The organism is Butyrivibrio sp., assembly GCF_024699075.1.
Map to the genome: position 1 here is coordinate 1 of NZ_JAILQF010000121.1, position 8,091 is coordinate 8,091.

The 8,091-nt window shown below is 41.8% G+C and carries 9 protein-coding genes; 7 read left to right on the forward strand and 2 right to left on the reverse strand.

All coding sequences use genetic code 11. The annotated features are described in order from the left end of the window. Nucleotides 1–266: DUF134 domain-containing protein (locus K6G87_RS04700; protein WP_296834538.1), on the reverse strand; the 266-nt coding region annotated here is incomplete at its 3' end. Between the two features lie 474 nt (nucleotides 267–740). Here K6G87_RS04700 and K6G87_RS04705 point away from each other — a divergent pair. The 6 genes from K6G87_RS04705 to K6G87_RS04730 all read left to right on the forward strand — a co-directional run bounded on the left by K6G87_RS04705 (nucleotide 741) and on the right by K6G87_RS04730 (nucleotide 6,530). Then, a complete protein-coding gene (locus tag K6G87_RS04705; protein WP_296834540.1) occupies nucleotides 741–1,445 on the forward strand; it encodes a YczE/YyaS/YitT family protein in 705 nt (234 codons plus the stop codon). 261 nt (nucleotides 1,446–1,706) lie between these two features. Next, nucleotides 1,707–3,026, forward strand: coding sequence for a circularly permuted type 2 ATP-grasp protein (locus tag K6G87_RS04710; RefSeq protein WP_296834542.1), 1,320 nt, complete (start codon nucleotides 1,707–1,709; stop codon nucleotides 3,024–3,026). After that, the gene (locus K6G87_RS04715) at nucleotides 3,008–3,673 is read left to right on the forward strand and encodes an alpha-E domain-containing protein (protein WP_296834544.1); all 666 of its coding nucleotides are present in this window, start codon (nucleotides 3,008–3,010) and stop codon (nucleotides 3,671–3,673) included. The genes K6G87_RS04710 and K6G87_RS04715 overlap by 19 nt, the downstream gene beginning before the upstream one ends. A 112-nt stretch (nucleotides 3,674–3,785) precedes the next feature. After that, the gene (locus K6G87_RS04720) at nucleotides 3,786–4,580 is read left to right on the forward strand and encodes a transglutaminase family protein (protein WP_296834546.1); all 795 of its coding nucleotides are present in this window, start codon (nucleotides 3,786–3,788) and stop codon (nucleotides 4,578–4,580) included. Between the two features lie 25 nt (nucleotides 4,581–4,605). Then, nucleotides 4,606–5,565 carry a M14 family metallopeptidase gene (locus K6G87_RS04725; protein WP_296834548.1) on the forward strand — a complete coding sequence of 320 codons (960 nt, stop codon included), beginning with the start codon at nucleotides 4,606–4,608 and terminating at the stop codon, nucleotides 5,563–5,565. A 32-nt stretch (nucleotides 5,566–5,597) separates the two neighbouring features. Further along, on the forward strand, nucleotides 5,598–6,530 hold the full coding sequence (locus K6G87_RS04730) for a M14 family metallopeptidase (protein ID WP_296834550.1): 933 nt from the start codon (nucleotides 5,598–5,600) through the stop codon (nucleotides 6,528–6,530). Nucleotides 6,531–6,571: 41 nt separating this feature from the next. On the opposite strand, the gene K6G87_RS04735 is transcribed toward K6G87_RS04730, so the two are convergent. Continuing rightward, nucleotides 6,572–7,606: an endo-1,4-beta-xylanase gene (locus tag K6G87_RS04735; protein ID WP_296834552.1), complete on the reverse strand. Its 1,035-nt coding sequence runs from the start codon at nucleotides 7,604–7,606 to the stop codon at nucleotides 6,572–6,574. 301 nt (nucleotides 7,607–7,907) lie between these two features. Between K6G87_RS04735 and K6G87_RS04740 the strand changes: the two genes are divergently transcribed. Continuing rightward, nucleotides 7,908–8,091: hypothetical protein (locus tag K6G87_RS04740; protein ID WP_296834554.1), on the forward strand; the 184-nt coding region annotated here is incomplete at its 3' end.

Consider the following 8,091-nt stretch of genomic DNA (forward strand, 5'->3'; position numbering starts at 1 on the left):
CCTGTGATCCTGATCCGTTTTCCGTTTACAAGAGCATCTGCAAGTTTGCTCCGGGCAGATTCATAAATGCCTGTGACTGTAGCTCTGGACACGCCCATAGCCTCCGCACATTCTTCATGGGTCATCTTCCGGTGATCGATCATTCTGATGGTCTCAAATTCATCCAGCATGATCGGGATCGTCTCCGGATCTTCGGAGCCTTCCGGAACAAAACTCCAGTAATCAGGATAACCGCATATTCTCCTGCATCTTTTGGGCCTCGGCATAAGATCATCCCCCGGCGTTTACCGGCCGACGCTCGCATCTATCCGCTCGCCGGCAACCACTCGCCTGCAACTACCCGCCGGCAGACTATCATCAGTAACTATCCGCCGGCAACCACTCGCCTGCAACTGCGAGAGGCAAATGCCATGATATAAATAAAGACTTCACCTCACGCAGCCGACATGACAAAGATTGATTACAAAAGAGTATAATATCATTTCTGACATATGTCAATAATCCAACATCTTTCCTTTTATGTCTGAAAGATCTGACGTTTTTTTTAATAGACAAAGAAGAGATAAGATGCTACGCTCTCATTGTCGCAGGTCGGAAATATGTGGCTCTGAAATCGTGAAGACAAGAAGGGAAGCATGAGACCCCGGGTTGTAGGAAGCGGAATCCGGGTTGAAGGAATCAGATCCGGGATTGGAAAGATATATCGGGAATATGATTTCAGACAAAATGGAGGTCATAGTATGATCGAGTTTATAAAAGCCAGAAAACGCAGGATAATAATGTCACTGGCAGGTGTGATCATATGCGCAGTGAGCGTGGGAGTGTTCAAACTGGCAGCTCTCGGGGTGGATCCCTTTCAGTCCTTTATGAGCGGCATCGATGCCATGAGCCCGATCCCCTTTGGCACATTGTATGTGATCGTGAATGCGATCCTGTTACTCTTCAGCCTGATAACCGACCGGCACAATATAGGCATAGCCACATTTATTAACCTCTTTCTTCTGGGCTACATCACACAGTTCACATATGACAACCTTCAGAAGATATTCCCGGATCCATCCATGCCCTTTCGCGCAGTGTGTCTCCTGATCGGCATAGTGGTCATCTGCTTCGGATCGGCCCTTTACATGACCGCTGACCTTGGAGTATCCACTTACGATGCGGTGGCCATAGTGATCTCCGGCAAATGGAAACTGGGCAAGTTCAAGTATGTCCGTATCTGCACCGACCTTGTGTGCGTGATCGCAGGATGCGTGCTCTTCATCATGGCCGGCAACCCCGTGTCCGGGATCCCTGAGATAGCAGGGATAGGCACGATAATAACGGCTTTCTTCATGGGACCTCTGATAGAATTCTTTAATGAGAAAGTGGCCAGGCCTTTACTGGCACAGGGCGATGTGAGTTCACACACAAATCCTGCGAAGAACGACGATATTTCTGAATAAATCTTTGAAAAATGAAAAAACTGTTATATGAATAGACAGCAGAAAGAAATTTTTAAAAATCTCTTGACAGGACAGATTAAAAATGATATTAAATTGAAATAATTTAATACGATCTTTTGACAATAATCTTTGGACATATGTCGGGGATCATAAAAATAGAAAAAGCGGGCAATGGCGTTCGGTTGAATGTCATTGTCCTTTTTTATGCAAGTGACAGATGAGAGGAAATGCAGGGGATCGACCTGAGGGAAAGGTGGCTGTATGGATGTGAAAGAACTGTGTAAATATTCTGAACCGGTAAATGAACTATTGGCAAGATACGGGGTAAAGTTTGGCATATATAAAAATAACGAATTTCATGAGCAGCTCTTTCCCTTCGATATGATCCCAAGGGTCATAGGAACGCAGGAATTTTCATTCCTGGAGAAGGGTCTGAAACAGCGTGTGCAGGCGCTCAACCTTTTCATATCAGATATATACCACGACAAGAAGATCATTCGTGACGGTGTGATACCGGAGGAGTTTATTTACGCAGGCAGTGGTTATCTGAATGTGTGTGACGGGATCACTCCCCCCGGTGGGATCTATTCCCACATCTCCGGTATAGACCTGGTTCAGAGCAGGGACGGTACCTGGTATGTGCTGGAGGATAACCTGAGGATCCCCTCAGGCGCGTCCTATCCCATGATAGCAAGGGACATATGCCGCAAATGTTCACCCCGGACCTTTCAGGAGAACCATCTTGAAGACAACAGAAATTATGCAACCCTTCTCAGGAGGGTGATGGACCATGTAAATGTGGGCGGGCATACGGTCATATTGACCCCGGGCAGATATAACGCAGCATATTTCGAGCATTCATATCTGGCGGAGCAGACCGGGGCCCATCTGGCCAGCGGCAGAGAACTTACAGTTGAAAATGATCACCTGTACTTTATAGACTTCTCGGGTAAAAAGGAAAGGGTGGGCGCTGTGTACCGCAGGATATCGGACGAGTATCTGGACCCCATGAATTTCAATGAAGAGTCGGTTATAGGCATACCTCATCTGTTTGATATCTATCGCAAGGGTAATGTGGCACTCATCAATGCCCCCGGAAACGGTGTGGCAGATGACAAGGGGATCTACTATTTCGTGCCGAAAATGGTCCGTTATTACCTGGGAGAGGATGCTGTTCTGCAAAACGCCCCCACTTATCTTCCCTATTATGAGGAGGATATGAAATATGTGCTGGAACATTTTGATGACCTGGTGCTGAAGGATGTGGCTGAAGCGGGAGGATACGGGGTCGTCTTTGGAAATAAGATGACAAGGCAGGAAAAAGAAGACTTTATTGATCTTTTAAAAGCAGAACCCAGGCGGTTTATAGCGCAGGAAGTGATAGATTTTATTGATCTGGACATAATGGATGAAGGGGAGATCGTTCCCAGAAAGGCGGATCTCAGGGCGTTTGTACTGATGGCGGACGAACCTATCGTATGGAAGAGCGGCCTGACCCGGTTTTCAAGGAATCCTGATTCATTCATCGTCAATTCATCTCAGGGAGGAGGTTTTAAAGACACATGGGTATTATCTCAGTAGAGCAGGTTGACCACCTTTATTGGTTAGGCAGGTATTCAGAAAGGGTATATACCACGCTGCAGATTTTTGCAAAAAGCTTTGACGTGATGATAGATTCTGCAGATGAAGTATATCCCAAGTACTGCGAGGCTTTGGATATTCCGAATATTTATGAGTCCAAAGAAGACTTTCTTAAAAGGTATCCTTTTGATGACTGCATACCGGATTCTATCATCAGTAATTTAAACAGGGCCTATGATAATGCTATAGTTCTTCGCGAGACCATAGGATCAGATGCACTATCTTATATTCAGCTTGCACTATATGCCATGAACAAGGCTTCAGTGAGCGATTCACCTTTAATTGAACTACAGCAGATAGTCGATAATCTTTATTCCTTCTGGGGGATAATTGATGATCAGATCGAATCGGAGCAGATCAGAAATATTATTAAAGCAGGTAAGCGCATTGAGCGAATAGATCTGTATGCAAGACTTGAGCTTGATAAGGTATTTCTTGAAAGAGAGATAAGAAGGATGATTCCAAGAGTACTTAGGAGCGGCCTTAAATACAATAAGTCAGCACTTGACAGTGTATGTTCTCTTGCTAATGACAGCATCCTTAACTACAATGAGATTCTTTTGACTGTGGAAAAAATAGTTGCCTGAGTCATAAAAACTTTTTGTAATAAATATATTTTATGAGGTAGGTGTCAAAAGTTCCTTTTGACCCTTACATCATTTTATCAGTATATAAAAATCAACTTGGAAGGGGAATGTTTTGGCTTTTTTAACCTATGAGTACAAGATGAAGATCGGCTTTTCCGAAGAAGTATCTAAAAGTTATTTTACCCTTAAGGCTGTTCCAACACAGGACTGGCGTCAAAAGACAATCTACTACGAAATAAAAATGCGGCCTGATACCAGGTATTCAGAAGGGATGGATTCCTTTGGGAATATTCAGCTCATAGGAAGCGTAGATCATTCACATTTGGAATTTGATTACATAATAAAAGGAATGGTCGAGACGCAGGATACTGCTATGTCAGGCGTTGTGAATGAAAGCCGCGACGGTATGTACAAGTATCCGTTTGGTAAATGTGTTGCTGGTAAAAGCATAACCTCTTTTGCCAAAGAGATATCAGAAGAGATTGGAAAACTAGCCTGTGATAAAGAAAAATGCATAAGGGTCATGAACAGATTAAGTGAAGTCATGGTTTATGAGCCAGGAAGCACAGACATAGAAACGACTGCGGAGAAAGCATTTACTGACAAAAAGGGCGTGTGCCAGGACTTTGCACATATTTTTATAACGCTGCTTAGATATTTTGGCATTTCTGCAAGATATGTGTGCGGATTTATAGCCGGTGAGGGCAAGAGCCATGCCTGGGTAGAAGCAGGCTGTGATGGATATTATTATGCGCTTGACCCGACTCATAACAGAGAGATCACTGATGAGTATATTAAGCTTGGAAACGGCAGAGATGCCTCGGATTGCACTATAAATAAAGGCGTGATGTGGGGCGGCGGAACACAAACACAGACCATCGATGTGATAGTAGATAAGTATTACTAAGTAAGAATAGCGGAGGACAATATAGATGGTGGAAATAGTGACATCGGTAGATCTGCCTGTTGATGAAAAGCTGATGATACGAAAGAATCGTATAATGCCGGAGACTTTCAAGTCTGATGGTGACATGAAAAGGATCAGCTTAGTCACCGGTATTCACGGAGATGAACTGGAGGGTCAGTATGTCTGTTATGAACTGCAAAGAAGGATAAATCTCAAAAAGGACATGCTTGAAGGAATAGTGGATATATATCCTGCAATGAATCCTCTTGGAGTTGATTCCATAACGAGAGGTATTCCGGCGTTTGACCTTGATATGAACAGACTTTTTCCGGGAAATATAGATGGGAATATGACGGAATATATAGCTGCCGGCATAATCGATGATGTCAAAGGGTCAGACCTTGTACTTGATATTCATGCCAGCAATATTTTCCTGACTGAGATTCCCCAGATCAGGATCAATGAACTTCATGCAGAAAAGCTGGTGCCGATTGCCAAGGGCGCAAATGTGGATTTTATATGGGTTCATGGAGCCAATACAGTTTTGGAAGCTACATTTGCTCATAGTTTGAACAGTATAGGAACACCTGTTCTTGTGGTTGAGATGGGCGTTGGAATGAGGATCACCAAGGAATACGGCAATCAGCTGATAGATGGAATATTCAATCTTATGAAAGAGATGGGCATATGGAAGGGCGAAACACCTAAAGTAAAAAAGCCGATGGTTTCAACAGATCCTGATGACATCATATATCTGAATGCAAGTGCCAGTGGACTTTTTATTCCTTTAGTTGTGCATGGATCAAATGTTAGCAAAGGGCAGATCATAGGTAAGATTGTCGATCCGCTTAAAGGCAAGGTGCTTGATGATGTGAGATCACCGGGAGATGGCATGATATTCACGCTCAGAGATTATCCTATTGTAGATGAAGGCTCTCTCATGGGAAGAATTCTGAAAAAAGAAGTAGTTACGTTAGAACAGTAAAAGAGGAGATATAAAACAAGGAGCCGCATCTGATGAGAAAGAAGATCATATATGAAATAAAAGGATTGTACAGAGACGATTTCAGGATCAAGGGTTATGAATTTGGAAGTGGTAAAAAAGCTGTCTGCATAGTAGGAAATTCGAGAGGAAACGAGGTCCAGCAGCTATATTGCTGTTCACAGCTGATCAAAAAGCTGAAGCAGATAGAGGAAGAGGGAAGAATAAATAAAGGAATTAAGATTCTTATTATTCCTTCAATTAATCCATATTCAGTTAATATACAAAAAAGATTCTGGTCTATAGATAATACCGATATTAACAGGATGTTCCCTGGATATAATCTGGGAGAGACTACTCAAAGAATTGCAGATGGAGTATTCGAGGCTGTCAAGGACTACATATATGGTATACAATTTACATCTTTTTATATGCCTGGAGATTTTGTGCCTCATGTTAGATATATGAACGAAGGACAGACCAAGAAAAGTGATGCTGAAAAGTTTGGCCTTAAATATATCGTAGAAAGAAAGGTAAGGCCCTACGACACTACAACTCTTAATTATAACTGGCAGGTATGGAATACAAAGGCTTTCTCTTTGTATACCAATACCACATCCAAGATCAGTAAAACAGGGGCAGGCCAGGCTGTTATTTCAGTTATGAATTTTCTTGCAAATATGGGCATGATCAAATACAGCCCTGTAATGGTAAAAAATATTACTGCTATATCTGATACAGAACTTATATCAGTAAGAACTTCAAGATCAGGATTCTATGAGCCGCTGGTAAAAGTTGGTGACAAAGTTGATGAAGGTACACCACTTGCAAATATAGTAGATGCTTATGAAGGAAGAATACTTGAAACGCTGTTTGCACCTGTTAAGGGAGTTGTCTTTTTCTATCATACAGATCCTATGACCTATGCTAATACAGCTGTTATCAAGATACTTAATATCCAAGACTGAACCTCTGTACCTTTATATAGACTGCTTATAAGGCCTGCGCCTTAAGGAGTATCGGGCCCGAGTGCAGCGCTAAGTACTGCATAATAAGCCTCTTTAGCTTCGCACTTTCCTTTAAATAAAAGCGGATAGCTTGTTTCTTTTCTAAAGCCGGAGAGCCAGCTGGTCTCATCAAGAAGATTCCAAAAGGTAACACTTGTGATATTGGCCTTGCCGGATTTCTTGGCATCAAGATAAATCTTGAAGAACTCTTTATATCTTAAGGCAAGCTCGTGCATGGACTTATCTGAAGGATCAGTGTTGTGCATATCAAGCTCTGTTATGTGTAATTTGATTCCAAGAGCGCCGTAGCTTTCAACAGCCTTTTTGTAGTCGCTAAGATCTGGATGATCCATAAGGAGATGAGACTGCATGCCCATTCCGTCCACAAGCTTTTTCTCCATAAGGGGTGTCAGCACGTTTTTGATGATGAAATCTCTTTTCCAGTCAAGAGCTGTTTCGTAGTCGTTGTAGAAGAGGTCAACACCATCAGCTGCATATTTTCTGGCATATTCAAATGCTTTGACATAAAAGTCATTGCCTACAGTTTGGGTCCAGATGGATTTTCTGAAATCGCCCTCATCAACGATCTCATTTACAACGTCCCAGGCATAGATGATCCCCGGATAATTGGTCTGAACAAAAGTTAGAACGCCTTTGATATAGTTTTCAAGTCTTTTAAGGATTGTCTCTCTGTCAGCAAAAGGGAAATTCTCATTGTAGTTTTCGCAGAAGAACCCCTTGGGAGTCTGATTATGCCATACAAGAGTATGACCACGCATGGATATGCCGTTTTCTTTGGCAAACTCAAGGTAAGGTATCGCATTTTCAAACGTAAGCGCGGGATTAAGATCATACTTTTGGGGCTCTGACATATTTTTATTCATATCCAGAAAGAACATGGGCTTCATATCATTTTCACAGGTGAAGCTGTTGAACTGGTCTGTAAGAAGCTTCATGTGAGCTTCGGTATGCAGATTCCATCTGGAAATCGCAGCACCTATCTTAAAATAAGGTTCGTAAGCGGTTTTGAGATTCATTTTTTTCTCCGTAATTACATAAAAAATTTAAAGTCTTGCTCGTGAGACTTTACGCGGGATTTTTGATCTTTAAGTCATTCTATTACATAAAAATGATGAGTACTACGCAGATATTGTCGATTACTTATCATAATTGATTAATAAGGTACTTTTTTGTGATGAAACGTTATTAAGTGTCAAAGTGGTTCTTTTAATTTTGCCGTTTTAATAATTAGACACATACTTATAAGTAATATCTATGTCAAAGTAAATTTGCATATTGAAATAGGGGTTAGCATATGCTAATATTAAATGGTTAGCGATGACTAACTTTTTTCAATTCATAAACCTACTAGCGCTAATAAAGCGTTTAGGGCATATTTTACTCAGTATAGCTCGGTATAAAACCGGCATTCAGAAAGGTGGAAAGATGAATTATCTTGAGATCGAAAAAGTAATTGGTAGAGAAATCCTTGACTCACGTGGAAATCCCACAGTTGAAGCAG

Coding starts and splice junctions, on each gene's coding strand:
- K6G87_RS04705 (WP_296834540.1), top strand. CDS start 741: ATGATCGAGTTTATAAAAGCCAGAAAACGCAGGATAATAATGTCACTG.
- K6G87_RS04710 (WP_296834542.1), top strand. CDS start 1,707: ATGGATGTGAAAGAACTGTGTAAATATTCTGAACCGGTAAATGAACTA.
- K6G87_RS04715 (WP_296834544.1), top strand. CDS start 3,008: ATGGGTATTATCTCAGTAGAGCAGGTTGACCACCTTTATTGGTTAGGC.
- K6G87_RS04725 (WP_296834548.1), top strand. CDS start 4,606: ATGGTGGAAATAGTGACATCGGTAGATCTGCCTGTTGATGAAAAGCTG.
- K6G87_RS04730 (WP_296834550.1), top strand. CDS start 5,598: ATGAGAAAGAAGATCATATATGAAATAAAAGGATTGTACAGAGACGAT.
- K6G87_RS04735 (WP_296834552.1), bottom strand. CDS start 7,606: ATGAATCTCAAAACCGCTTACGAACCTTATTTTAAGATAGGTGCTGCG.